The organism is Paenibacillus sp. JL3B1040 (assembly GCF_057063165.1).
Genome location: NZ_CM169317.1, coordinates 5436429 through 5461165, shown reverse-complemented (window position 1 = coordinate 5461165; position 24737 = coordinate 5436429). Strand labels below are relative to the sequence as shown.

The following is a 24737-nucleotide window of genomic DNA, read 5'->3' as shown; positions in this document are numbered from 1 at the left end:
TACATTGCGGGTTCAGGCATTTATATAAATAGGGAAATCGCGTGAAGGGGAGGAATCGCGGTCATGCTGCAAGTGCTTCTGGTGGACGACGAGCCTTGGGTGCTCGAAGGACTTCGAACCATGGTGAATTGGGAAAAGCACGGCTTTCGGGTATGCGGCGAAGCGCTGAACGGCCCGGAGGCGTTGGTCAAAATGCAGGAGCTTCGGCCGGAGGTGGTCGTGACGGATATCCATATGCCGGTGATCAGCGGCCTGGAGCTGATCGAACGGAGCAGGCGGCTGCTGGCGAAGCCGCCCAAGTTCGTCATTTTGAGCGGATACGACGATTTTAACTATGCGCTTACGGCCATGCGGCAGCGGGTTGCGGAGTATTTGCTGAAACCGATCGACGAGGACGAGTTCGGGGCGATTCTTGACCGCCTCGGACAAACGATCGCCGAAGAACGGGAAATGGAGCGAACCTCGTCCCGCAAACAGTCTTTGTTTAAGAATAATATGCTGAACCGCTTGATTCAAGGGGAGGAAGGAACGCAACTGGAACGGGAAGCGGCAGCCGCCCTGCAACTCGAAGGGGAACCGGAGCTTAGGTGCATGCTGATCGATGCCGGCATTTATCCGACGGCATTGAAACAACAAGTATTGGTTTTTTTTGCCAGCCATACGGATCGTTCGTTTCTGGACGGCATGGGCCGGATCGGGGTGATCGTTCGGACGGACGAAGTGCCGCAGACGAGGCTGGAAGAGATCGGGCTGGCGATCCGCAGCGGGCTTTCGGATCTGGAACGGCCGGCGGTCATTGCCGTCAGCGACGCCGGGAAAGGCATCCGCTCCATCCGGGAGTTGTACCAGCAAACGCTGGAAACCGTGAAAGCCAAGCGCGAACAAGGGAAAACCGGCCTTTTCTTCCCCTGTCGTCCCCCGCAGCCCCGGAATACGGAGGACGTGTTCAAAGGAAAATGCGAGCTTCTGCTTGACGTTGTGCTGCAAGGGAATCCCGAAGCCGTAGAAGCGGCGGTGGAAGAGACTTTCGGCTTCTTCGCCTGCAGTCGTCCGGGCCTTGAATCCGTCCGGGCGTTTGCGGACAATCTGGAGCTGACGTTATGCCGCAAGATCAAGAAAGCGGGCGGCGACGCCGACGCTTTTATGATCCGCATGCAGGCATACGCAGCGAATTCGGGCGGCATGGGCGACTATCCGGCGTTAAAGCGTTATCTGCACAAGCTGTGCCGGGAGGCTTCCCTGCTGCTGGCCGGGCTGCGGCGGGAAAATGAAAATAACACGATGTTCCAAGTCATTCAGCACGTGGATGAGGAATTCCGCAGCAGGCTGAAGCTGCAAACCCTCGCCCAAAAGTTCCACATGAACCCGACGTATTTAGGTCAGGTGTTCAAAAAAGAAACGGGCAAGGCCTTCAACGAATACTTGAACGAGAAACGGATCGAAGAGGCCAAACGCCTGCTGAAGCGCACCCCGATGAAAATTTCCGATATCGCGCAGCAGGTGGGTTACCCGAACACGGATTATTTTATCAGCAAATTCAAGCAAGCGACCGGCATGCTGCCTTCCGTATACAAATCCGAATTTAGGAACGGCGTTACCAAGAAAGAGGCGGGGCTTAAGCCGGCCGAATAAGCCCGAGGTGGTGCAAGCATGAGAAGATGGAGATTCCGGGGAAAGATCAATGATATTCCGCTGAACACTAAATTTTTGCTGATCTACCTCATTGGCGTGCTGCTGCCGATTTTGGTGATTAACCTGCTGTTTATGGAGCGGATGACCGGTTTTATTAAGGAGCGCGAGGAACAAAACCTGGAGATTTCCATGGAACGCGCCCGAAAGGACATTCATGATTTTATCGACGGCGGGGTGGCCGTGAGTCATGCTCTGAATACGGATAAAACGCTCTACGAGAAGATGGATCAGACGTATTCCGATCCGCTCGAGTTTTACGAGACCTTCGACGAGCAGTTGCGCAACCGCGTCACCAGCTACATTCCGGTCAACAACCAGATTCTGCGGATCGGGATTTACACGTCCAATCCGACGATTATCCCCGGGGGGAATTATCATTTGATCGACGACGAGGTGAGGAACAGCGAATGGTACAAGATTTGGGAAAGCTCGTCCAATCCCGTAGTCGTCGCAGCGTACCGTGCCTCTCAAGCGAATAACCGGGCCAACATTGAGTCTTATTTCAGCGTGATCGAGAAGATGGATTACTATGACTCCTATAATACGTTTGACAAGCTGCTGCGGATCGACATCGACCTCAGTAAAGTCTACGACGTGATCGTACGGGAGCAGGACTACCTGGACCTGTATCTGGTCAACGAAAACGACGATATCATCGTGTCGGCGGGCAGCGGCTACCGGCAAGGCGCAAGTGCCGGTTACTCCAAATTCGAATTGTCCGCCGAGGACGAGAAAAAGGGGGTGGAATCGCTCGCGATCGGCAACGCGAGTTATGTGAAGGGCTGGCGGCTGATTGGCATTCCGCAGGGCGTCCGAGTGTCGAAAGCGATGTTCGATATGAGGTTGTTCGTCGGGATCATGGTAGCTGCCATCACTCTGTTCACGTCGATTTTCATCTACGTGATGCTGAGATCGTACCATTACCGAGTGAAGCGGTTGTCCCGCCACATGCAGAAAGTCACCAACGAGAAATTCGATCTGATCAACATCGATGAAGGCCGCGATGAAGTCGGCGGCTTGATCCGCAATTTCAACATGATGACCGCCCGGATCAACGCGCTGATCAACAACGTCTACAAGCTGGAAATCCAGCAGAAGAGCCTCGAGGCCGAGCGGGTACGGGCGGAGTTGAACTTCTTGCAGAGCCAGATGAATCCGCATTTCCTGTTCAATACGCTGAATGCCATTCTGGTCGTCTGCACAAAAAACAATTACTCTGACGTGACGGACATCATCAAGAATCTGTCCAGACTGCTGCGCCGGCTGCTGCGCTGGAAGGAGGACCTCGTTACGCTGGAGGAAGAGATCCAATTTATTGACATGTATTTGAAAATCGAGAAATTCCGTTTCCGGGACAAATTCGAATACGTCTTCGACATCGAGGAGGAGGCGCTGCACTATAAAATTCCGAAGATGAGCATCCAGCCGCTGGTGGAAAATGCCTGTAAGCACGGAATCCAAACGGTTCAGGGCACGGGGCTTGTTACCGTTAAAGCCTGCGTGGCGGACGGCCGTCTGCGCATCGTCATTTCGGATAACGGAAAAGGCATCGAACCCGAGCAACTGCGGGAAATGCTGCTCTCCGTGCGAAGCGAGAACACCTCCGGGCTAAGCATCGGCATCCGCAACGTATACCGCCGATTTGAGCTGTATTACAACGATCAGGTTCGATTCAACATCCACAGCAAGCCGGGAGAAGGAACGGTAGTGTCCTTCGAAATCCCGGTCAAACTGCTGGAACACCAGGATGGGATGAACAGGGAGGGGTCAGCATGAGATTCAAGGTGTTATTGGTGGACGATGAGCCGGCAGCGTTGGAGGGCATGCAGCTGTGGATCAACTGGCCGGAGCTCGGCTTCGATATTTGCGGAACCAGCAGCAACGGCGCGGAGGCGCTGGAGAAGATCGGCGAACTGCAGCCGGATCTGGTCGTGACGGACGTGCGGATGCCGGTGATGGACGGACTGGAAATGATCGAAGCTTGGCAGAAACAAAATGTCCGGCAGGTCAGTTTTGCCATCGTCAGCGGTTACAGCGAGTTCCAATATGCGCAAAAAGCGCTTCGCTTCGGAATTACCCGATATTTGCTGAAACCGATCGACGAAGAGATTGCCGCCAAGGAGTTGGGGGCGATTTACAAGGAACTAGTGGAGGAACGGGACCGTCAGCGCATCAATCGGATCGCTTCCTACGAAGAAGCGGGCATTCTGCTCAAGGCATTGATCAATCCACCGTCCAATCTCCCTTGGGATCCCGAGCGTGTCGCTGCGCTTTCGGGTCTTCGGGAGGCCTGGAACGTCTGCCTCATCCATCCAAGTAGCGCCAGTCCGGCGGAGCTTCGGGAACAGATCTCGACTTATGCCGAGGAACGGGAAGCGATGTATATGATCGACCTGGACTTCGGCAGCCTCGCTTTGGTGTACGGGTACGACATGGAACGAGACGGCCCGGACGGCCTTCGCCGGATTCGCGAATTGGAGAGCTTGTGCCGCCGCCTGAGGGCGCATGCGGCCGCAGGCGAAGGAGCGGCAAATCTGCAGGATCTCGCGGAGACGCACCGCCAGGCCCAAACGGCGATGCTTCATCGATTTTATGCGGATGACCGGACCGGAATTACGACTTACCGCGAAGTGGCCGAGCTCTCGTTCCGTTGCCGGTACGACCAGATGGAACTGGTGGACGGTGTCGTGGCGGCGTTGCAGCTATTGGATAAAAGCGGCTTGGAGGAAGCTTTGGTCAGGGCGGCGGACCACTTCCGGAGGCATTATCTTGCGCCGGATATCGTGCGTAAATTCGCGATCCACTTGTCTTACCAGATGCTCGGACATTTGAAAGAGATGCCGGATCAGGCGGCGGAGCTTCAGGGCAAATACGACATCCCCGGAAATGTATCGGCCATCTGCACTTTGCGGGAGTTGCTGGGTCTGCTGCATGCCTTCGGCATGGAATGCATCGATCTGCTTCTTGAGGACAAAACCCGGCGCTCCCAGGGCGTCGTCCAAAACATCAACGCTTATATTCGGGAGCATTTCCGCGAACCTTTGACGATTAAGAAGCTGGCGGAGGTATTTTACCTGCATCCCGTCTATTTGGGGCAGTTGCTGCAGAAGAAAAACGGCGTTCATTTTAACGAAATGATCCACGATCTGCGCATTGAAGAAGCCGTGAAGCTATTGCAGGACGGGAAACTGAACAACGGCGAGGTTGCCGAACGGGTCGGCTACGCCAATTATGGCCAATTCCTCAAGCACTTCGAAAAAAGAATACAGATGTCGCCTAACGAATACAGAAACAGGAACTGAGATTTTGAAGGTTAAAACTTTAATTGTGAACTAGTTGCCGCCGGGGAGCGCTTTTAGAATAAAGGTAAGTTGATGAAAGGGCTTACAGAAACCCTTGAAGTCAACAAATCATTACGGAGGTGCTTTACATGGGGGGCAAGAAAAAATCAGTGCTCCGGCTAAGCGTGATCCTGCTATTATCGCTCAGCGTCATCCTGTCGGGATGCGGCGGCGGAAATAACAACGCTACCAAGGCCGACAACAACACCGCCAATCAGGCAACGGGCAACAATTCCGGCGATAAGGCTGAACCGTTAGAAATTACCGCGTTTATCGGCGAAGCCGGTCAACAGCCGACGGCCGACAACAAGATCTACAAGAAGATCAAAGATGAGCTTGGCGCAACGTTTAAATTCGAATTCCTTGCCGGCGACATCAACCAAAAGCTCGGCGTAATGATCGCCGGCTCCGATTACCCGGACATTATGACCGCCAACACGAAATTGACGGCCGCAGGCGCGTTTATTCCGTTGGAAGACCTCATCGAAGAACATGCGCCGAACCTGAAAAAGCATTATGAGAAATACTGGAACATGATGAAAGACCCGAACGACGGTCATATTTATACGCTGCCGAACTACGGCGCCTATAACGGCCAAGTAAGCAGTTCTTGGTATTCGGGACCGGCTTTCTGGATTCAAAAGGCGGTGTTGGAGGATGCCGGATACCCGCAAGTGAAAACGTTGGACGAATATTTTGACTTGATTGCCAAATACAAGGAGAAGAATCCGACCATCGAGGGTAAACCGACGATCGGCTTTGAAATCCTGAACTATGACTGGAGAAACTGGGGCTTGTTCAATGCGCCGCAGCATTTGATCGGCCACCCGAATGACGGCGGCGTTGTCGTTAAGGATGGTAAAGCCGAAATTTTTGCGGACAAGGATTACGCCAAAAGATATTATCAGAAGCTGAACGAAATGAACGCATTAGGTTTGATCGATAAAGAAACTTTTACGCAAAACTATGACCAATATCAAGCAAAAATTTCCAGCGGCGCCGTGCTTGGGATGTTCGATCAGCATTGGAACTTCCAATCCGCCGAGAACGTGCTGATTACGGCGGATAAGCAGGAAAGAACTTATGTCGGCCTGCCGCTGGTCTACGATACCAGCACAAAAGACTACTACCTGGACCGCCCTGCGCTGAACCTGAACAACGGCTTCGGCATCAGCGTGAACGCAGGCGAAGAGAAGGCGATCAAAATCCTCAAGCTGTGGGACCGCCTGATCCAAGAAGATTGGCAAAAAGTGCTTGCCTGGGGGATCGAAGGCGAGGATTATATCGTTAACGAAGAAGGCCGCTTCATGAAAACGCAGGAGCAGCGCGACAGATTTACGGATGCAACCTGGAAGCTGGGCAACAAAGCGGATACGCTCTACAGCTTTAGCCCGAAAATGCAAGGTTACTTCAGCGACGGCAACGCCACCGATGCGGCTGCACAACCTGAAGAATACAAAGCGGCTTTGAAAGAATACGACAAGAAGTTTCTTGAAGCTTACGGTTACGACAGTTACGTAGATTTCTTCAGCCCGGCCCCGGAAAATCCGATTTATTATCCGGCATGGTCCGTCGATCTGGTGGAAGGCTCCGAAGCCAAGATCGTCAACACCAAGCAGAACGACCTGTCTACCAAATATCTGCCGCAAGCCATTTTGGCCAAACCGGCCGATTTTGACAAAGTTTGGAATGAATACGTCGGGGAAATCCGCAAACTGAACATTAAAGCTTACGAAGACCGCATTAACGAAGTCCTGCAATGGAGAATCGACAGCTGGACCGTGAAATAAGGTAGGGGTTAATCAGAAAAGGGAAGGCTGGAAGGCGTTCTAGCCTTCCTTTTCTGAAATTACAGGCTTTGTGGGGAGAACAATTATGGATGAGACCTTAACGAATGAACCTATCGTCCCGAAAGCGAAAAAAAGAAAGCGGCAGCGAATAACCTGGTCCCTCGTCAAAAGTCAACGACAGTTGATTTTCATGTCGGTCCCGTTATTGGCTTATATCATATTGTTTGCTTATGTTCCGGTATGGGGCTGGACGATGGCGTTTCAAAATTACAAGCCGGCCAGAAGCTTTGGCCAGCAGGAATGGGTAGGCTTCAATCAGTTTAAGTTTCTGTTTACGGACGACAGCTTTCTCCGTGTGCTGCGCAATACGCTAGGGATGAGTATCATCAATTTGGTGCTGGGCTTTGTAACCGCAATCGCTCTGGCATTGCTGCTGAATGAAATCAAGAAAACGTTCTGGAAAAGAACCGTTCAAACCATCTCGTATCTTCCGCACTTTTTGTCCTGGATTATCGTCACCGGGATTGTCGCGACTTCCCTGGCTTCGGACGGAATCGTCAACGATGTATTGATGAGACTGCATCTGATCAAGGAACCGATTTTATGGCTTAGCGAAGGCAAGTATTTTTGGGGTGTCGTTGGCGCCTCCCACGTTTGGAAAGAGGTTGGCTGGAATACAATCATTTATTTGGCCGCCATGTCCGCGATTGATCCGGCCCTTTATGAAGCTGCGGATATTGACGGTGCAAGCCGTTACCGGAAAATGTTCCATGTGACGCTCCCCGGCATCAAACCGACGATCGTCATTCTGCTGATCATGTCCATCGGCCATATTCTGGAAGCGGGCTTTGAGGTGCAGTACCTGCTTGGCAACGGCTTGGTCGTCGACTGGTCGGAAACGATCGATATCTTCGTGCTGAAATACGGGATCGCTCAAGGCAATTACTCACTGGCAACCGCCGGCGGAATATTCAAAACGGTCGTTAGCATAACCATGTTGCTCCTCGCGAACTGGACGGCAAAACGACTAGGGGAAGAGAGGCTGTTATAGAGATGGCAAATCAATCAATCAGCCCGGAGCGAGTATCTGCTGCCGCATTCAATAGAAGAGTGGGAAGAAGCCGAATCGAGCCGATTCTTTTTCATACATTTAATACGATTTTTATGATTATCCTGGTGATTGTCACCTTATATCCTTTTTTAAATACGGTTGTCGTATCCTTTAATGCCGGCAATGACACGATCCGCGGCGGGATTTACCTGTGGCCAAGAGAATTTACGCTGCAAAACTACAAGGCGGTATTCGTATCCGGCACGATTTACGATGCGTTTCTGATTTCGGTAGCCCGAACGGTAATATCGACGATCTTGAATATTTTCCTGACGAGTATGCTGGCGTATGCGCTAAGTCGACGCGAATACGTATTCCGCAAGCCGATTACGACGATCTTTGTTTTGACGATGTATTTTAACGCCGGCTTGATTCCGGGATATTTCCTGATGAAGGACCTGCATTTGCTCAATAACTTCCTGGTTTACGTTCTGCCTTCGATGATCAGCGCATTTAACTTAATCGTCATCCGTACTTACATCGGGACGATTTCAGAAAGCTTGATCGAGTCGGCGAGAATTGACGGCGCAGGCGATTTCAAAATCTTCTGGTCCATCATCTTTCCGCTGTGCAAGCCGGTATTGGCTACGATCGCGTTGTTCGTTGCGGTAGGGGCATGGAACTCCTGGTTTGACGCTTTCATCTACACCTCTTCGAGACAGGAGCTTAGCACGCTTCAATACGAACTCATGAAGTTGTTGTCTTCCAGTATGAATGCGAACAGTAACCCGGCTGTCGCGGCCGGGGTGGGCATGACCCAGGATGCCGCCTTGTCGAGGGTAACTCCGTTATCCATCCGGGCGGCGGTCACCGTCGTCGCTTCCGTGCCCATCCTGCTCGTGTATCCGTTTATGCAGAAATATTTCGTTGTAGGACTTAACGTAGGGAGTGTCAAAGAATAATGGTGAAAGCCCTTGTATCTTACACGAATCCGATTTTACCCGGATTTTACCCCGACCCGAGCGTCACTCGGGCCGGGGATGATTTTTATTTGGTGAACAGTTCGTTTGAGTATTTTCCCGGCGTTCCGATCTTTCACAGCCGGGATTTGCTGCATTGGGAGCAGATTGGTCATGTGCTGGACCGGCTCAGCCAACTGGACCTTCGGAACCGGTTAAGCTCGGACGGCATTTATGCGCCGACGATCCGGCATCATGACGGCGTGTTTTATATGATTACGACCGATGTGCGGGGAATCGGCAATTTCTACGTGACGGCGACCGATCCTGCGGGTCCTTGGTCCGATCCGATCCGGATTCCGTACGGCGGCATTGATCCGTCGCTGTTCTTCGACGATGACGGAAAGGTGTACGTGACCGCACAGCAGGGCGCCGACGACGATTCCCACGCCATCCAATACGAAATCGACATCGCGACCGGCCAAGCGTTAAGCGAACCGGTGGTGATCTGGCGGGGAGACGGCGGACCTTGGACGGAAGGTCCGCATCTGTACAAGATTCGCGGGACGTATTACATCATGAGCGCCTCGGGCGGTACCGCCAAGGAGCACCGGGAGATCATCGGCCGCGGCTCCGGCCCGTACGGGCCGTTTGAACTGTATCCGGAGCCGATCCTAACCCACCGCTGCCTCGATCATCCGATTCAATATCTGGGTCATGCGGACCTGATCGAAGACCCGAACGGCGATTGGTGGGCCGTATTTCTCGGCGTGCGGCTGGTCGGTTCCGGCTATAGCGTGCTGGGCCGGGAAACGTTTCTTGCACCGGTCATCTGGAATGAGGACGGTTGGCCGATGATCGACAACAACGAAGGCCTCGTGCAGCTCGAAATGAGTGTGCCCAGGGTGCCGGGGGCGGGGCTGGGTTCGGGTTCGGGTTCGGGGCAGAAGGCCGTCGGGAAGGTTTCGCCTACGGAGAAGGACGACTTCGAAGGGAATTTGCTGTCGCCGTCCTGGACGTTTCTGCGCAATCCGGCGGAGGACAGTTGGTCGCTGAGCGAGCGTCCGGGTTGGTTGGCCTTGCGCGGGCAGGCTGCGGGTTTGAACGATGTGGCGCCGGTCGCTTTTGTCGGCCGGAGACAGCAGCGGGTCGAAGCGGAATGGAATACGCTGCTGCAATTCAAGGGCATCCGTGATGGCGAAGAGGCCGGCTTGTGTGCCCGCCGCGATGAGGCCGCTCATTACGAGGTGGTTCTGACGCGGGACAATGGCCAAAACAAGGTGGTTGCCCGCTTGACGGTTCACGGAGAGACGCGAATTGCGGTGATCGTGCCGGTGTATACGGACTATGTGTATTTGAAAATCCGCTCGGACGAAAAGCGGTACACGCTTTATTATTCCTTGGCCGGTCGACAGTGGACCGAATTGGCGGCGGAGACCGCATTGGCCTTGTCGCCCGAGGATGTTGCGGGAAAGATATGCTTTACCGGCGTTGTGGTTGGTTTATATGCTGCGGGCAACGGCAAGCCCTGCGCAGCTCCGGCTTATTTCGACTGGTTTGAGGTTGGCTGAGGCCGTGATTCGAAGGGGAGGGGACCATTCATGAAGCGGAGGCGATTGCCGAGGAATGGGCTCGTTTAACCTTCGGCTGCGATCCAGAGGTGACCGGTCCGATCCGCGAAATGCTGATGGCCTCTTGGCCCATCTATGAGAGCTACACGGCGCCGCTTGGAGCGGGCTGGATGGTGGTGCCGCATACTCACTATGGACCGGAAGTGGATGGGTACGAGTATTCGCGCTGGGAGACGTATCACTTTGCCGACCGGGACGGAATTGGGGGCGACCGGACGATGGCAACGGGGACGGGATATACGTATACGTCGCAGTATTTCAGCCCAACAGGGAGATGTACGATTCGCTGGCGCAGTGTCCGGATGAGCTGCTTCGGAAATCCGGGGTGCCGGACGAACGGGGGGAACGATTTACGAAAGGAAAATCGCAATAAGGAAAACGCTTTATTCTACGGGCGTTTTCGGTATAGAATAGGAAGAGGCCCTTCTGGTTGGAAGGGCCTCTTTTGAAGCATGCAGGACCTGTTGGACATTTAGCCATACAAGGAGGGAAGACCGATGAAATATCGGGAGCTCGGAAATACGGGGCTGCAAGTCAGCGAGGTCAGCTTCGGCACATGGGCCATCGGCGGCAGTTGGGGCAATACGAATGATGATGAGGCCTTGAAGGGCTTGGATAAAGCGATCGGGGAAGGCGTCAATTTCTTCGATACGGCGGACGTGTACGGCGACGGGCATGCGGAGCGGCTGCTTGCCAAAGCGACGAAAGGAAAGGAAGACGACATCCATATTGCGACGAAATTTTGCCGCGCCGGCGATATCCATGACCTGGAGACGTATTCGGAAGCGCGGGTGCGGGCTTACTGCGAAGCCAGCTTGAAACGGCTGGAGCGCGAGCGCATCGACCTGTACCAGATCCATTGCCCGCCGTTGTCCGTACTGAAGGACGGCCGGGTGTTCGAGGTGCTGGACAAGCTGCAGGCCGAGGGCAAAATCCGCCATTACGGCGTCAGCGTGGAAACGGTGGAAGAAGGCTTGTTCTGCTTAAGCGTGCCCGGAGTTAAAGCGCTGCAGGTGATCCTGAACCTGTTCCGCCAAAAGCCGCTGACGCAACTGCTGCCGAAGGCGCAGGAAACCGGCGTCGGCATCCTCGTGCGGCTTCCGCTGGCCAGCGGCCTGCTGACCGGCAAGTTCAAGCCGGATACGACGTTTGCCGCGGACGATCATCGCAGCTTTAATGCCAACGGCGAGCAATTCAACGTCGGCGAGACGTTTGCGGGCCTGCCGTTCGCCAAAGGCGTCGAGCTGGCGGCGCAGCTGGGCTGGATCGCCGAAGGCCGCGGCGACATGGCCCGCGCGGCGATGCGCTGGATTCTCGATCAGCCGGAGGTGACCTGCGTGATCCCCGGCTTCCGCAACGTGCGCCAGGTCGAGGACAATCTCGGCGCGATCGACGTGCCTTCGTTCAGCGAAGCCGAGTTGATGCGGCTGGCCGCGTTCTACCAATCCGAGGTCGCGCAGCACATTCGCGGAGCTTACTGATCTTGGGCTGGCGCTCACTGTTCGGACGGGGCAAATAAGGTGAAGAAATGTCCTTATTTCGCGCAATTCGCGTCCGAAAGCCCCAATAGAGGTAAGAAATCACCTTATTTACCGGCACTGGCCGCTAACTTGGCGCTTTTTCCGGGAATAAGATGATAAAATGGCGTTATTTTCGGCCAACGAGCCAAGTTACACGAAATAAGGTGAAAGTTTACCGCTATTTCGGCCGTTGCGTTGCTATCGGGAAAGCCTCCCACCAGCCTGAATTCAGGCTTGATGGGGGGCTTTTGCGCGTTCCGCGGCGGCCGCCTGCTCCAGGCGCAGGGTATCGCGCCAACTGCAGTACGTGGCCCACGGGCTGCCGTCGTCCAACAGCGCTTTGCAGGTATAGATTCCCTCTTCGACGGAATCGACTCGCCCGGCAAGCTCCAGGCGGACGGCCCCGTTCAACAGCACCTGATTCACGTAAGCCGGATGCGCTTGGCCCTGCAACACCTGTTCGGTGACCCGCAGCTGCTTGGCCGCAGTCCAGGCCGTATCGTCTTCCTCCGGCAGCGGGGTGTCCAAGCCGTAGGTTTCAGGGTCGATCACATGCAGCCTAGCTTCGCCGCCGCTCACCCTATACGTTCGCGTCGGCCGGTCGATGAACATGTCCTCCGAGCCCTGCGCTCCTTGCACGATTAAGACTTTCCGATAATCCAGTTGCTCGATGAGCTGGGCCATCCGGTCGAACACCGTGTTATGGTATACGCCGTAAACCAGATAAGGCGAATCGCTGAAGTCCAGCAGCTTCTCGATCGTATTCAGGATGGTCCGCATGCCCAGCTCCTCGCGGATCGGGCGGAGCTTCGCGAGCGGCGGGCACCAGATCTCCGCCGGCACGAATCGCACCCCGGCAAAATCGGCCGGGCGGGCGGCGGGCACCCATTCCATCAACCGGCTGTCGACGTCCAACTCGCCGAGCAGGTCGGTCAGGGTCACGCCCCACTTGGGCGGAAGCGGCGAAGTACCGTGCAGCGTGACGGGCAGTCCTCCCGCCGCCAGCAGGAAGGAGGTGGCGAACGTCGCCATAAAGGAGGTGGTTCGGCCGTCATACGGTCCGGCGCAGTCCAATCCCTGCGGGATGGGCGAGCGATGGGCGTGCTTGCGGAAGACGATCACGAACGCCTTCAGTTCCTCAACGCTCTCCAGCTTGATCCGCTGCGCCATGAAGAAGGCGGCGATTTGCGCCGGGGTCGCTTGGCCTCCGATTATCAGTTCGGCGGCGTGGACCGCCTCCCCGTAGGTCAGGTCGCGGGCGCCTCTTTTGCCTCGGCCTACTTCCTTCAGGATTTCTGTCATCGTCATCGGGAGCCCTCCTTTATTTGTAAGCATGGGTTGGCATTTAAAATTTCAGTTGCTGATGGGCTTTAACGACCGAGGTCGCCACATCCACCATCCGTTTGCGTTCGTTCATCGCCCGCTTGCGCAGCATGTCGTAAGCCTCGGCTTCGGACACTTTGTTGACGTCGCACAAAATGCTCTTGGCCATGTCGATCCACTTCCGTTCCTCGAGCCGGGAAACCAACTGGGACCGTTCATCCCGCCACGCTTGACGCTCGAAGAAATGCCTGGCGCCGAAATGCAGCGCCCAATGCAGCTCCGACGCGGTCATGGACGGAGAGAGCAGGCCGTCGACCGGGACCTCGGTTTCGCACGCCTCCAGCGAGGAGCCCGCCGTATCGGGGCTGCACCACCATAAGAGCGGGAGCGGCTTCCACTTGATCAGCAACGCGCCCCAGCGCTGCATGCCCTCGATCGGCATATCCAGCACCGCGGCGTCAACCTCCTTGATCCGCTTGCGGATGTGCGGCTCCCGGCAGGAGGCAAAGACCTGATACCCGCTCGCTTTGAGGAGGGTTTCGGGTTCAGCCAAGGGCAAAGACTTCAGGGGATCCGCCGGAGCAGACCCGGGTAATGCAGCTTCGCGAATGACCAATAAGAAGCGCATCGTGAGGTGATCCCTCCTATCCATGACGATGTGTTTCTAAATCCTAGCGGGTGCCGAGCTTTAAAGCGATAGCGATAAAGGATAAAGCGTAGCAGGAAGGTATTCGGGGAAAGAAAACCTAACATCACATTTCAAATTTTAAAGGATAAATGTATTTTCGCGCCTTTTTTCTGAAAAATCAATATATATGTTATAAAAACTTACACTAAAATTTTGGTTTACTCATTTTTATGTAATATATATTGACATAGACATCATCCTCTTATATAGTAAATGACAACCAAACGCTTGATTCAAATTTACGTAATTCAAAATTCCATAAATGGAATGCCGGGTACAATGGGGTGCCCGCAAGAAGCGGCAATGGAGCCTGTCTTCGCAATCCGTGGAAACACGCCAAGGTGCGTCTTTCTGGGGGCGAAGCGGGCTTTTTGTGTTTCTTGGCGATTCGAGAAAGGGGAGATGGAGATGAGCCGAACGAAAAAAATGGTGCTGATCGGGAATGGAATGGCGGGAATGCGAACGGTGGAGCATGTGCTCAAGCTGGCTCCGGAAGCGTATGAAATCACGGTATTCGGCGCGGAGCCGTATCCGAACTATAACCGCATCATGCTGTCTTCGGTACTGGCGGGCGGAGCGGACATGAAGGAGATCGTCATCAACGACCTGGCCTGGTATGAGGAAAATCACATCCGGCTGCATCTGGGCGATGCGGTCGTTCGGATCGATACCAAAGGGCGCAAGGTCGTGTCGGCGTCCGGCGTGGAGGCCGATTACGATGCGCTGATCCTGGCCACGGGCTCGAACCCGTTCGTTTTGCCGATTCCCGGTGCGCGCAAAGACGGCGTGATCGGGTTTCGGGACATCCGGGATTGCGAGCGGATGATGGAGGCGTCCCGCAAATATACGAAAGCCGCGGTCATCGGTGGCGGTCTGCTGGGCCTGGAAGCGGCCCGCGGCCTGCTGCACCTCGGGATGGACGTCTCGGTCGTGCACCTCCATCCTTATTTGATGGAGCGCCAGCTCGACGAGCCGGCGTCGCGGATGCTGCAGCGCGAGTTGGAGGCGCAGGGCATGAAGTTCCTGCTGCAGAAGCAAACGGCAAGCATTTACGGCGGACGGCGGGCCGAGGGTCTGGAGTTCGCGGACGGAAACCGGCTCGAAGCCGATCTGGTCGTGATGGCCGTCGGCATCAAGCCGAACATTGAGCTGGCGAAAGAGGCGGGACTTGAGGTTGCGCGGGGCATCATCGTGAACGACTATCTGGAGACCAGCGCGCCGGGCGTTTATGCCGTCGGGGAATGCGCCGAGCATCGCGGCATCGCCTACGGGCTGGTCGCCCCGCTCTACGAACAAGGCAGCGTGCTGGCCAAGCGGCTGGCTGGCGTGGATACGGCCGGATACGAAGGGTCCGTGACCTCCACGAAACTGAAGGTCTCGGGGGTGGACGTTTTTTCCGCCGGGTACTTCAATGAGGCTCCGGGCACGCGCTCGCTGCGCATTCAGGACGAACTGGACGGCACGTACCGCAAAATCGTCCTGCAAGACGACAGGCTGATCGGCGCGGTGTTGTTCGGCGACACGACGGACGGACCTTCGCTGTTTGCCAAGATCAAAAGCGGCGAATCCGTGGTCGGGAAGGAGAAAGAGCTGCTGCTCGGGTACGCTCCGGGGCAAGCGGGAGCAGGAGCAGGGGCAGGGGCCTCCCCGAATGCCAGACTGGCGGCGATGGCCGACGATGAAATAATCTGCGGCTGCAACGGCGTCACCAAAGGCACGATCGTCGAAGCGGTGAAGGGCGGCTGCGCCAGCGTAGGCGAGGTTAAAGCGTGTACGAAGGCGTCCGGCTCCTGCGGCGGCTGCAAACCGCTGGTGGAGGGACTGCTGCATCTCTATGCGGAAGGCGACGTCAAGGCGGTGAAGGAAGGCATTTGCGGCTGTACGCCGCTGGGCCGCGACGAGATCGTCGCAAGCATCAAGGAGATGGGACTCAAGAGCGTGCGCGAAGTCATGAACGTGCTGGAGTGGCGCGAACCGGAGGGCTGCTCCAAATGCCGCCCGGCGCTGAACTACTATCTGGGAATGCTGTGGCCGGCCGAATATGTGGACGAAAAAGAGTCCCGCTTCGCCAACGAGCGTTACCACGCGAACATCCAGAAGGATGGGACCTTCTCCGTCGTGCCTCGAATTTACGGCGGCGTAACCTCCCCGGCCGAACTCAAACGGATCGCGGCGGTGGCGGAGAAATACGAGGTCCCGATGGTGAAGTTTACCGGCGGACAGCGGCTGGACCTGCTTGGCGTTAAGAAGGAGGATCTCCCGAAAGTGTGGGAGGAGCTGGACATGGCGTCCGGCCATGCGTACGGCAAAGCGCTGCGGACGGTGAAGACCTGCGTCGGTTCGACATTTTGCCGGTTCGGCACGCAGGATTCCATCGGCATGGGCATTCGCTTGGAGAAGGCGTTCGAGCGGCTGAACACGCCGGGCAAAGTCAAGCTGGCGGTGTCGGGATGCCCGCGGAACTGCGCCGAAGCGACGATTAAGGACCTGGGCGTCGTCGCCATCGACGGCGGATGGGAGATCCATGTCGGCGGCAACGGCGGCATCAAGGTCCGCGCAGCCGAGCTGCTCTGCGTGGTGAAGACCGAGGACGAGGTCGTTGAATGGACGGCTGCGTTCCTGCAGCATTACCGCGAGCAGGCGAACTGGAACGAACGCACCGCGCAGTGGGTGGAACGGGTAGGACTGGATGCCATTAAGGCTGTGTTGGAGCAAGCCGAAGAGCGCCAGGCGCTGGCCGCCCGGATCGAAGAGTCGCTGAGCCGAACGACCGACCCGTGGAAGGAGATCATCGAAAACGAAGAGCTGCGCAAAAACTTCGAACCGCTGCAAGATGTGCAATTGCAAAATTCGTAATCTTTTTCGAGGGGGAGAACCTATGTTGACGAAAATTCAGGTCGCCCGTTTGGACGACATTGATCGGCTCGGCTCGCGGACAGTCACGATCGAAGACAAAGAGGTGGCCATCTTCCGCCTCAGCGACGGCAGCGTCCACGCGGTCGAGAACCGCTGCCCGCACAAAGGCGGCAAGCTGTCGGAAGGGATGGTGTGCGGCTTGGCCGTGCATTGTCCCCTGCATGATTGGAAGATCAACCTGCACAGCGGGCGCGTCCATGCGCCCGACCACGGCTCGGTGACCGTCTATGAGACCGAAGTGGATGAAACGACCGGTGCCATCTATATATCGCTATAGAGCCTAGAGATACCGCCGCAGATAAAGGAGTGGACGAACCATGGATTATGTCAAACCGGGGGAAGTACTTGGAGCAATGATGGAGACAGGGGAAAATAAAGCCAAACTCAGCATCCCGCAGCTGCTGGTCAAAGGGTTTTTGGGCGGGGCGATCCTCGCTTTTGCCACAACCTTGGCGCTAACCGCAACGCAGCAAACCTCGTTGGGGATCGTGGGGGCGGTGATTTTTCCGGTGGGCTTTGTGATCATCGTGCTGTTGGGCCTGGAGCTGGTCACCGGCAGCTTTGCGCTGATCCCGCTGGTCGTGCTGGAACGGCGCGTTTCGGCGGCGCGGATGCTGTCCAGCTTCGGCTGGGTGATTCTGGGGCATCTGATCGGCTGCGCCGTTTATGCGATCCTGTATGGGCTAACGATCACGAAAATGGGCACGGACCTAACCCACCCGCTCGTGCAGGCGTTGATCCAGACGAGCGAAGCGAAGACGCTGGCCTACAAGCACATGGGCGGCAGCGGGCTGGCGCTGGTGACCATCAAAGCGGTCCTTTGCAACTGGATGGTGACGCTGGGCGTGGTGATGGCGATGACCTCGACGTCTACGGCCGGTAAAATCGCGGCGATGTGGCTGCCGATCCTGATCTTTTTCGCGCAGGGCTTCGAGCATGCCGTCGTGAATATGTTTGTCATTCCGGCGGGGATGCTGCTGGGGGCGAACGTCAGCATGGCGGACTGGTGGCTATGGAATCAAATTCCCGTCTTGATCGGCAACTTTTTGGGCGGCGTCGTGTTTACCGGTTTGATGTTCTATGTTGCGCAAAAAGGTACCCTGCGGCGCGGAGGAGAGGCGCGGGCTGCCGCAACGGAGATGGCCGAGCCGGACGGCCGCGCATTGTCCGTCGCGGGAGAACGCCTATGAAGGGTCTCGGGACGGTAAGTATAGTCGGAGCGGGGCCCGGCGACCCCGAGCTGATCACGGTTAAGGCGGTGAAGCGGCTGCGCGAGGCCGAGGTCGTTCTGTACGACCGCCTCGTCGGCGAAGAGCTGCTGGCGTACGCCGGACCCTGCGCCGAGCTGGTGTATTGCGGCAAGGCGTCGACACGCTGGCGATTTACATGGGCGTCGGCCAAATCGCCGCCATCCGCGGCGAGCTGCTCCGCCACGGCAAGCCGGCCCATACGCCGGTGGCGTTGATCGAGAGCGGCACGACCCGCAGGCAGCGCACGTTTACCTGCACCTTGGGCGACATGCCCAAGCTGGCCGCCGCTGTGAAGCTCAGCAACCCGGCGTTGATCATTGTCGGGGAGGTCGTGCGCGTCCGCGAGCAACTGCAGCTATTCGAACGCCAAGCGGAAGTGTATTACGGGTCGTGAGTGGGGCGTGAACCGTTGTGCGTAAGGTCTTTAGCGGAGTTGTGAGGTGGATGAGTGGATCGTGAGGCGACGTGAGTGGATGAGTGGCTCGTGATCTGGACTGTGGTTTGTGAGGGGAGCCTGAGTGAGTGTGAGAGTGGAACGTGAGTGGGGTGTGAGAGTGGGTGGATCGTGATCGAACCACGACCTGCCGTCCGCCTGCTGCTCACCTGCTGTCCAACTAATGATAAACATCTACCAAACATCTGACCAACAACTTCCCGACAAATGATCATAAACTATCCAACAACCCGATCAACAACCGCCTAACAACCGCTCAACAACTGCTCAACAACCGTCCGCCCCTACCACTCAACCACGGTTCGCCCACCTTTCAAGTGCAAAAGTGCAGTTGATTTCGAGGAAAACCTGCTTTTTTGCGGGATGAGCTGCAAAAGTGCATTTGCGTGAGCGTGTTTTGATGACTAACGAGCGTCTGGTAGAAAATGAACTGCACTTTTGCGCTTCATCGACGGTTACTAGATACGTTCGACAATATTCGCCTGCACTTTAGCATTTCGTCACCAAGTTGACCGAGCCTGCCGGGTAAAAAAGGCCAAAAGGAGCGCGTTATCGGCGCGGCTCTTTTGGCCTCTTTGCTATGCGACTTACGACTCTGCTTCGGCTAACGCGAGCAGTTCGCTCACAGTAACCAGCCGATACCCCCCGGCGGCCAGTTCGGCAGCGAGAGTCCGGACCGCCTCCACCGTTTGCGAACGGTCATCGAAGCCGTCGTGAAACAATAAAATGCTGCCCGGGCGAACCTGCTCCCGCGTCTTTTCCACGATATGCGCGACGCCGGGCATCTCCCAGTCCATGGCCGCTCCGTTGACCGCCCCGATGGCGGGATAACCGAATTCGCCGGCAGTGATCGCGGCAACCTCCTCAGAGGTATCGGTATAAGGCGGACGGTAGACCTTCGGTTTTGACCCGGTCACCTGCTGGATCCATTCCTCCGTCAACTGTAATTCCCGGCGGCATTCTTCCGGGCTAAGTTCGGGCAGGTGCGGATGCGAGTAGGTGTGGTTGCCGATCTCATGGCCTTGCGCATGAACGGCCTTCGCGGTTTCTATGTTTTTCTCGATCTGCGTGCCGATCATGAAGAAGGTCGCTTTCCCTTGCACTTCCCGGAAGATCTCCAGGATCTGCGGGGTGTAGAGCGGATTGGGGCCGTCGTCGAACGTAAAGGCGACGGCTTTTTCCCGGACGGATACTTCATCGATTATTTGATAGTTAGACATGGGTGATCCACCTCCTTTAGAGTCTCCACTCGGTTACGTACTCTCGTTGTTGTCCGTCTTCCCAGGTTAAGGCAAGCTTCAGCTTGTAGCGGCGGGGGCGGGGATCTTCGCGTTGTACCGCGAGAGCCGGGACGGCGCTCGTTGGCAGCGGCTCGCGGTTGGCTTCAACGCCCCTATGAGCCGCGGCTTCCGCCCGGTAACCCGCTCAACGTCGGTTTGCAAATCCCCGGCTGCCCGGATCACCCCGGGGTCATCCCTCCACTTATACGCCGGAATAGGCCATAAACCCGCCGTCGACCGGGATGACCGTACCGGTAACGAAACCGGACGTGTCAGCGTCCGCCAGCCACAGCAGCGTCCCCAGCAAATCCTCCGGAACGCCGAAGCGGCGCATCGGGGTACGGGCGATGATCTTATTCGAACGTTCGGTTAGCGTCCCGTCCGGATTCGTCAACAAATTGCGGTTCTGTTCGGTGAGAAAAAATCCCGGCGCGATCGAATTGACGCGAATGCCGGATTCGGCCAGATGCACCGCCAGCCACTGCGTCAAATTATTAATGGCCGCCTTGGCCGCGCTATAAGCGGGAACTTTCGTCATCGGGCTGTACGAGCTCATGGAGGAAACGTTAAGGATGGTTGCGCCGGGACGCCCGATCATTGCTTTGGCAAAAACCTGCGTTGGGATGAGCGTCCCCATGAAGTTCAAGTCAAGGACGGCGCGAACGCCGGGGATGTTAAGGTCGAAGAAACTGGTGACGTCCGGATTCGCCACGTCCTCCGGCCGGAAAATCTCGTTGGTCGTGTTGGCGCTGGCATGGTTGCCGCCGGCTCCATTCACGAGAATATCGCAGGGGCCAAACCGCTCGCGAATGGCCGCTTCGGCCGCCTTGACGCTTTCCGCGTCCGTTACGTCGCAAGCTAATGCGATCGCCGTTCCGCCGTCGGCGCGAATCTCGTCTGCCACGGCTTCTCCTTTGTCCAGTGTACGGTTCAGGATCGCCACCTTCACTCCTTGGCGGCCCAGCTCCCGGGCCATCGCCCGGCACAGGATTCCGGCTCCGCCGGTAATGACGGCGATTTTGCCGGACAAAGCCGGATGTACAGGCAACTTGCTCATCGGTTGCTTCACTCCTTTTTCATCGTAATTGAAGGATGATCCTTGATTAGTTCAACCGGCCGGCATTCTTCGTCCCAAATGGGGCGGCTGTGATCGGGACGGGCATCCCCCGTGAAACCGGTGCCATAATACGCCTTGACGATTCCGGCGATATCGACGGTGCCGTTCTGGGGAGGTGCGACGTTTCCATAAAATCGCCATTGTCGAACACGCGCACGTTACGGATAGGCGCAAACGGAATCCGGTCAGATGAGATTTCGGGTACTTTTTCCGCTCTGCGTAAAATAACCGGGATACCGTTTCAGCAGCGCCGGCAAATTTGAAACGCTCAACTGTAAATGCTCCTTCATGAGGCGGTCGGCCCGCTCGGCATCGTGGGCGGTCACCGCCTCGAGCATGGATCGATGTTGTTCGTACAGATTTTCCCAATGGGGATCGGTCGTTAGCCACAGCACCCGGGTCCGGTTGAGATGGGCGTTCATCTGTTGGATGATGTTCCAGGTGCCCAGCTTGCGGCAGCCTGCGAACAGGATGCGATGAAATTCCTCGTCCAGCACGAACATGGCCTGATTGTCATGCCGCTCAATGATGTCTTTCTGGCGGTTTAAATTGTCGGCCAGCGCGACAAGCCCTTCCTCCGGGAACTTCTCGCAAGCGAGCCGGATAACGGCGCGCTCCAGCTGTTCCCGCATAAATCTCGCTTCTTCTACGAGCTCCGGGTCAATCAGCGCCACACGCGTGCCGCGCTGCGGCACAACGAGCACCAAGCCCTCTTGCGCCAATCGGACGAAGCTCTCCCGGACCGGAGTACGGCTGACATGAAAGGCCACGGACATCTCTTTTTCCGATAACGCCGTTCCCGGAGGCAACTCCAGCGTAATGATTTGCTCCTTCAATTTGGCGTATACGGCATTGCCCGCCGATCCCGGCTGGGTAGCCCCATGTCGGTCATGACATCACTTCCCCCAAAATGGTATAAAGCTCCAGCTCCATACTGCCATACTTGCATGGTAGTATGGCACACTTTGAATTGCAAGAGAAAGACTGCAAATTGGTCATTAAGCGTATAATTTTGCAAACGCGAGAGAGACAATAATTGCGCTGTTGTATGCGAAATGCCTTACGTATAATGATCTGCAAAGAGAGATGCTTTCTACCATAGTCATTGCTCAAAAAATCGGGATTGGAGCACCGAAGCGTACGCCTTCGAAGTGCATTTTATCAAAACGCTAAGCGTATGCTTCCGAAGTGCGTTTTTTCAAAACGCTTGAGGTCGGATGAAGCTAGGGACGTCAGTGGCGGGGCTGATCGTAACCGCGCTGAACGTAACGGACCGTAATGACCTTATTTGCCCATTTCCCGGCTATTTCCCGCTGTAACGGACTCCAGAGACCTTATTGGGCTCTCATTGCAGCCATTTCGCCGCTTTTGACCGAAATAAGGTCTCCTCGGTCCGCTAGAACCGGGGACTGCCCCAAAGCTGACAATAGCGTTTCTGATGTCCGTTAGCTTGCCGGGAGCTCCGGCTTTGGCCCAGATGAATCCAAGATTCGATGTCGATTCCGCTTCTTGACCTGCTTCGAGATCCGAAGATGGCTTTTCGAACTACCTCATAAGGAAAGTAGGTGGTGAAGGATACTTGACGAGCGCAGTTCTTCAATGCTTGCCCTGCTTCAGAAGTCGCAAGGCTACCTTCAGGTGCAGGAGCTGATGGATATTTTTCATATCTCGAAACGCACGGTCTACTACGACATGGACAAAATCAACGACTGGCTGCGTCAAGGCGGACTGGCTCCCGTCGACTATGTTCGCGGGATGGGGTTCCTGCTTCCCGATGCATCGCGGTCCCGGCTTCCGGCCGTGGCGCAAACCGTCCAGCCGCAGCATTACTATTTGTCCGGCAGCGAGCGCAAAGCCTTGCTTTGCTTGCAGCTCGCTAACCGAAGCGGTCCCTTGTTCTTGTACGACATGGAGGATTTGCTGAAGGTGAGCCGGGGGACCGCCCATTCCGAGCTAAAGCGGCTTAAGGACGATCTGGCCGAATATGGGCTGACGGTTCGGTTCGACCGCAAGCAAGGTTATTTTATCCATGGGAAAGAGAAAGAAGTGAGGGCGGCCCTGTCGCATTTCTTGCTCGAGCTGTTGCCTTACGGCAACTGGAACCATTTGTCCCCGACGATTGACGGCCTGATTCACGCCGATCTGTTCAGACGCCATTTTCCGGATTTCCGGGAAGAGCAACTGGCCTCCGTATACCTCATGATCGTTTCCGGCGAACAACTGATCGGCATGGAACTGACGGACGAGACAATCCTCCATCTGAGCGTTCGGCTCTGGCTCTCCGCCATTCGCCTCAAGCAGGGCAACGCGGTAAAGATGGACGAAGAGGAAAAAGCGGCATTGCAGGATACGCTCCAATACAAAGCTGCCGCGCATATTGCCGCGAAGCTTGGCGAACTGTTCGGCATCGATGTCCCCGTAGACGAGATCTGCTACATGACCGTCTACTTACTGGCGGCCAAGGTGAACCGGGTAAAGGTGGAGTCCGACACGCTGGATGCCAAGCGGTTGCGTTCGGCGACGGAAGAGATGATCGGCCTGTTCGAAAAGATCGGCTGCGTCTACTTTCAGGATCGTGATGCACTGAGGAAGCAGTTGTTTCTGCATGTGAAATCGGTCTTCTATCGGACCAAATACGGTCTGAACATCGAGAATCCGTTGACGGAGAAAATCATGGAAGAATATCGGGAAGTGTTCGAATTGACCCGAAAATCAATTCAACCGTTGGAAAAGGTTTTTGAAAAGCCGATCAACGAGCAGGAAATCGCCTACCTGTCTATGCATTTCGGCGGCTGGCTCAGGCGGGAGAGGGTAACGCCCGCGCCAAGAAAACGGGCAGCCGTCGTTTGTGTCAACGGGGTTTCGGCTTCGCGCCTGCTGAAAAACCAACTGGAGCAGTTGTTTCCTTCCATCGATCTGGTCGCTGTGCTGTCGCTGCGGGCTTTAGAAACATTCTCCGAAAAGGTGGACCTGATTTTCTCCACCGTTCCGCTGTCGGGCTGCGAAGTTCCCGTGTTCATCTTAAACGCGATTATGAGCAATGCGGAAAAGGCCCATCTGCTGGGGCAGGTGTCCCCTTATCTCGGAGCCGCGGAGGGGCACTCGGCCAGTCCTTCCGCACAGGCGATCGTCGAGCTGGTCGGCAAGCACGCAAAAATTGCCGATAAGGAAGCGCTGCTTGAAGAGATCCAACGCTATTTATCCGCGGCCAAAGGGCAGCCGCCAAAGCCGAAGGAATACAAGCCGACGCTTGGCGAGTTGCTGACTCCTTCGCGAATTACGGTTCGGGAAGAAATCCCCCATTGGCGGCTGGCGGTCCGGGTTGCCGCCAAGCCCTTGCTTCATGACGGCTCCATAACCGAAGGGTATGTTCAGGCCATGATCGATAAGGTCAATCAATACGGTCCGTACATCGTCGCCGCTCCCGGAGTGGCGATCGCGCACGCAAGACCGGAGGATGGAGCGGCGCGGGCATCCATGGCCCTATTGACGATTCGAAAAGGGGTTGCCTTCAGCAACCAGCCCAAGCACCTCGTTTACCTGCTGTTTGTCGTTGTCGGCACCGATGGACAGCTTCATTTAAAAGCCCTCTCGCAACTGGCAAATATGCTCAAAGAAGAGCAGATCCGACAAGTTTTGGGGAATACTGATAAAAAAGCGGAAATATCGCGGATCATCTTACAATATTCCGCTACATGATGGATAACCTAAGGAGGATTATGAAG

17 protein-coding genes and 3 pseudogenes are annotated in these 24737 nt (G+C 55.9%); 14 read left to right on the top strand and 6 right to left on the bottom strand.

Annotated elements, in window-relative coordinates; genetic code table 11:
- Positions 1-63: 63 nt before the first annotated feature.
- The 9 genes and pseudogenes from ACZF99_RS25010 (at position 64) to ACZF99_RS24970 (ending at position 11945) form a co-directional block, all read left to right on the top strand.
- Positions 64-1632, top strand: coding sequence for a response regulator transcription factor (locus ACZF99_RS25010; RefSeq protein WP_483607579.1), 1569 nt, complete (start codon positions 64-66; stop codon positions 1630-1632).
- An 18-nt stretch (positions 1633-1650) separates the two neighbouring features.
- The gene (locus tag ACZF99_RS25005; RefSeq protein WP_483607578.1) at positions 1651-3468 is read left to right on the top strand and encodes a sensor histidine kinase; all 1818 of its coding nucleotides are present in this window, start codon (positions 1651-1653) and stop codon (positions 3466-3468) included.
- Positions 3465-4994 carry a response regulator gene (locus ACZF99_RS25000; RefSeq protein ID WP_483607577.1) on the top strand — a complete coding sequence of 510 codons (1530 nt, stop codon included), beginning with the start codon at positions 3465-3467 and terminating at the stop codon, positions 4992-4994. Before ACZF99_RS25005 ends, ACZF99_RS25000 begins: the two co-directional genes overlap by 4 nt.
- Positions 4995-5122: 128 nt before the next feature.
- The gene (locus tag ACZF99_RS24995) at positions 5123-6823 is read left to right on the top strand and encodes a type 2 periplasmic-binding domain-containing protein (RefSeq protein ID WP_483607576.1); all 1701 of its coding nucleotides are present in this window, start codon (positions 5123-5125) and stop codon (positions 6821-6823) included.
- Positions 6824-6908: 85 nt separating this feature from the next.
- Positions 6909-7874: an ABC transporter permease gene (locus tag ACZF99_RS24990; RefSeq protein WP_483607575.1), complete on the top strand. Its 966-nt coding sequence runs from the start codon at positions 6909-6911 to the stop codon at positions 7872-7874.
- A 2-nt stretch (positions 7875-7876) separates the two neighbouring features.
- On the top strand, positions 7877-8836 hold the full coding sequence (locus ACZF99_RS24985; protein ID WP_483607574.1) for a carbohydrate ABC transporter permease: 960 nt from the start codon (positions 7877-7879) through the stop codon (positions 8834-8836).
- Positions 8836-10404 carry a glycoside hydrolase family 43 protein gene (locus ACZF99_RS24980; protein WP_483607573.1) on the top strand — a complete coding sequence of 523 codons (1569 nt, stop codon included), beginning with the start codon at positions 8836-8838 and terminating at the stop codon, positions 10402-10404. The genes ACZF99_RS24985 and ACZF99_RS24980 overlap by 1 nt, the downstream gene beginning before the upstream one ends.
- Before the next feature lie 35 nt (positions 10405-10439).
- Positions 10440-10777: pseudogene (locus ACZF99_RS24975) on the top strand (alpha-glucuronidase); the annotation flags it as partial.
- Between the two features lie 184 nt (positions 10778-10961).
- On the top strand, positions 10962-11945 hold the full coding sequence (locus ACZF99_RS24970; protein ID WP_483607572.1) for an aldo/keto reductase: 984 nt from the start codon (positions 10962-10964) through the stop codon (positions 11943-11945).
- A gap of 267 nt (positions 11946-12212) precedes the next feature.
- On the opposite strand, the gene ACZF99_RS24965 is transcribed toward ACZF99_RS24970, so the two are convergent.
- Positions 12213-13292: an anthranilate phosphoribosyltransferase gene (locus ACZF99_RS24965; protein ID WP_483607571.1), complete on the bottom strand. Its 1080-nt coding sequence runs from the start codon at positions 13290-13292 to the stop codon at positions 12213-12215.
- Positions 13293-13329: 37 nt separating this feature from the next.
- On the bottom strand, positions 13330-13935 hold the full coding sequence (locus tag ACZF99_RS24960) for an ANTAR domain-containing response regulator (RefSeq protein WP_483607570.1): 606 nt from the start codon (positions 13933-13935) through the stop codon (positions 13330-13332).
- A 468-nt stretch (positions 13936-14403) separates the two neighbouring features.
- On the opposite strand from ACZF99_RS24960, the gene nirB reads away from it, so the two are divergent.
- The 4 genes and pseudogenes from nirB (at position 14404) to ACZF99_RS24940 (ending at position 18555) form a co-directional block, all read left to right on the top strand.
- Positions 14404-16851, top strand: a complete 2448-nt coding sequence (nirB, locus tag ACZF99_RS24955; RefSeq protein WP_483607569.1) for a nitrite reductase large subunit NirB — start codon at positions 14404-14406, stop codon at positions 16849-16851.
- A 22-nt stretch (positions 16852-16873) separates the two neighbouring features.
- A complete protein-coding gene (gene nirD / locus ACZF99_RS24950) occupies positions 16874-17188 on the top strand; it encodes a nitrite reductase small subunit NirD (RefSeq protein ID WP_483607568.1) in 315 nt (104 codons plus the stop codon).
- Between the two features lie 40 nt (positions 17189-17228).
- Complete coding sequence (locus ACZF99_RS24945; protein ID WP_483607567.1) at positions 17229-18101, top strand: formate/nitrite transporter family protein; 873 nt, start codon at positions 17229-17231, stop codon at positions 18099-18101.
- Positions 18098-18555: pseudogene (locus tag ACZF99_RS24940) on the top strand (uroporphyrinogen-III C-methyltransferase). Before ACZF99_RS24945 ends, ACZF99_RS24940 begins: the two are co-directional and overlap by 4 nt.
- A 647-nt stretch (positions 18556-19202) precedes the next feature.
- On the opposite strand, the gene ACZF99_RS24935 reads toward ACZF99_RS24940, so the two are convergent.
- The 4 genes and pseudogenes from ACZF99_RS24935 to ACZF99_RS24920 form a co-directional block, all read right to left on the bottom strand.
- Entirely contained in the window at positions 19203-19835 is a 633-nt protein-coding gene (locus ACZF99_RS24935) for a polysaccharide deacetylase family protein (RefSeq protein WP_483607566.1), read from the bottom strand.
- 262 nt (positions 19836-20097) lie between these two features.
- On the bottom strand, positions 20098-20952 hold the full coding sequence (locus ACZF99_RS24930) for an SDR family oxidoreductase (protein ID WP_483607565.1): 855 nt from the start codon (positions 20950-20952) through the stop codon (positions 20098-20100).
- 56 nt (positions 20953-21008) lie between these two features.
- Positions 21009-21202: pseudogene (locus ACZF99_RS24925) on the bottom strand (mannonate dehydratase); the annotation flags it as partial.
- Complete coding sequence (locus ACZF99_RS24920; RefSeq protein WP_483607564.1) at positions 21198-21848, bottom strand: GntR family transcriptional regulator; 651 nt, start codon at positions 21846-21848, stop codon at positions 21198-21200. The pseudogene ACZF99_RS24925 and the gene ACZF99_RS24920, both read right to left, overlap by 5 nt.
- A 763-nt stretch (positions 21849-22611) precedes the next feature.
- On the opposite strand from ACZF99_RS24920, the gene ACZF99_RS24915 reads away from it, so the two are divergent.
- Positions 22612-24711: a BglG family transcription antiterminator gene (locus tag ACZF99_RS24915; RefSeq protein ID WP_483607563.1), complete on the top strand. Its 2100-nt coding sequence runs from the start codon at positions 22612-22614 to the stop codon at positions 24709-24711.
- Positions 24712-24737 lie beyond the last annotated feature (26 nt).

Bases quoted from the DNA above. Each gene is read 5' to 3' on its own strand.
- ACZF99_RS24970 (WP_483607572.1), top strand. From the start codon at position 10,962: ATGAAATATCGGGAGCTCGGAAATACGGGGCTGCAAGTCAGCGAGGTC.
- ACZF99_RS24945 (WP_483607567.1), top strand. From the start codon at position 17,229: ATGGATTATGTCAAACCGGGGGAAGTACTTGGAGCAATGATGGAGACA.
- ACZF99_RS24930 (WP_483607565.1), bottom strand. From the start codon at position 20,952: ATGAGCAAGTTGCCTGTACATCCGGCTTTGTCCGGCAAAATCGCCGTC.
- ACZF99_RS24915 (WP_483607563.1), top strand. From the start codon at position 22,612: ATGCTTGCCCTGCTTCAGAAGTCGCAAGGCTACCTTCAGGTGCAGGAG.
- nirB (WP_483607569.1), top strand. From the start codon at position 14,404: ATGAGCCGAACGAAAAAAATGGTGCTGATCGGGAATGGAATGGCGGGA.
- ACZF99_RS25005 (WP_483607578.1), top strand. From the start codon at position 1,651: ATGAGAAGATGGAGATTCCGGGGAAAGATCAATGATATTCCGCTGAAC.
- nirD (WP_483607568.1), top strand. From the start codon at position 16,874: ATGTTGACGAAAATTCAGGTCGCCCGTTTGGACGACATTGATCGGCTC.
- ACZF99_RS24980 (WP_483607573.1), top strand. From the start codon at position 8,836: ATGGTGAAAGCCCTTGTATCTTACACGAATCCGATTTTACCCGGATTT.
- ACZF99_RS24965 (WP_483607571.1), bottom strand. From the start codon at position 13,292: ATGACGATGACAGAAATCCTGAAGGAAGTAGGCCGAGGCAAAAGAGGC.
- ACZF99_RS25010 (WP_483607579.1), top strand. From the start codon at position 64: ATGCTGCAAGTGCTTCTGGTGGACGACGAGCCTTGGGTGCTCGAAGGA.
- ACZF99_RS24935 (WP_483607566.1), bottom strand. From the start codon at position 19,835: ATGTCTAACTATCAAATAATCGATGAAGTATCCGTCCGGGAAAAAGCC.
- ACZF99_RS24985 (WP_483607574.1), top strand. From the start codon at position 7,877: ATGGCAAATCAATCAATCAGCCCGGAGCGAGTATCTGCTGCCGCATTC.
- ACZF99_RS24960 (WP_483607570.1), bottom strand. From the start codon at position 13,935: ATGCGCTTCTTATTGGTCATTCGCGAAGCTGCATTACCCGGGTCTGCT.
- ACZF99_RS25000 (WP_483607577.1), top strand. From the start codon at position 3,465: ATGAGATTCAAGGTGTTATTGGTGGACGATGAGCCGGCAGCGTTGGAG.
- ACZF99_RS24995 (WP_483607576.1), top strand. From the start codon at position 5,123: ATGGGGGGCAAGAAAAAATCAGTGCTCCGGCTAAGCGTGATCCTGCTA.
- ACZF99_RS24990 (WP_483607575.1), top strand. From the start codon at position 6,909: ATGGATGAGACCTTAACGAATGAACCTATCGTCCCGAAAGCGAAAAAA.